The 511-nt window shown below is 45.0% G+C and carries 1 protein-coding gene; it reads left to right on the forward strand.

The window, feature by feature from the left end:
• Nucleotides 1-511, forward strand: a 511-nt coding sequence (locus H8K32_RS20005) for an IS256 family transposase (protein ID WP_186914395.1), incomplete at both ends; no start/stop codon positions are given.

A 511-nucleotide genomic window follows, 5' to 3' on the forward strand; every position in this document is an offset into this window, starting at 1 on the left:
GTCCACTCGATCCGATTTATCCGATTGTGTATCTTGATTGCATCGTCATTAAAATCCGTGACAATATGCGCGTCATCAACAAGGCAATTTATCTGGCATTGGGGGTCAACATGGACGGCAAGAAGGATTTGCTCGGTTTATGGATGTCTGACAATGAAGGCGCCAAATTCTGGTTGTCGGTACTCACTGAACTAAAAAATCGTGGCGTCCAAGATATCTTGATTGCTTGTGTGGATGGACTCAAAGGTTTCCCGGAAGCGATTGCAGCAGAGTATCCAGAAACCCGCATTCAGCTTTGTATTGTTCATATGGTGCGCAATAGCTTGAAATATGTTTCCTGGAAAGACTATAAGGCCGTTACAACCGATCTTAAGCGTATTTACCAGGCGACAACAGAAGATCAAGCGTTGACAGAATTGGAGCGCTTTAGCCAGCAATGGGGTGAACAATATCCGCAAATTGCGAAGTCATGGTCGACCCACTGGGTCAACCTGAGGACGTTATTTGAATA

Origin of the sequence: Cognatundibacterium jejuense, from assembly GCF_014284255.1 — a bacterium.
GTDB lineage: Bacteria > Pseudomonadota > Gammaproteobacteria > Burkholderiales > Burkholderiaceae_D > Undibacterium > Undibacterium jejuense.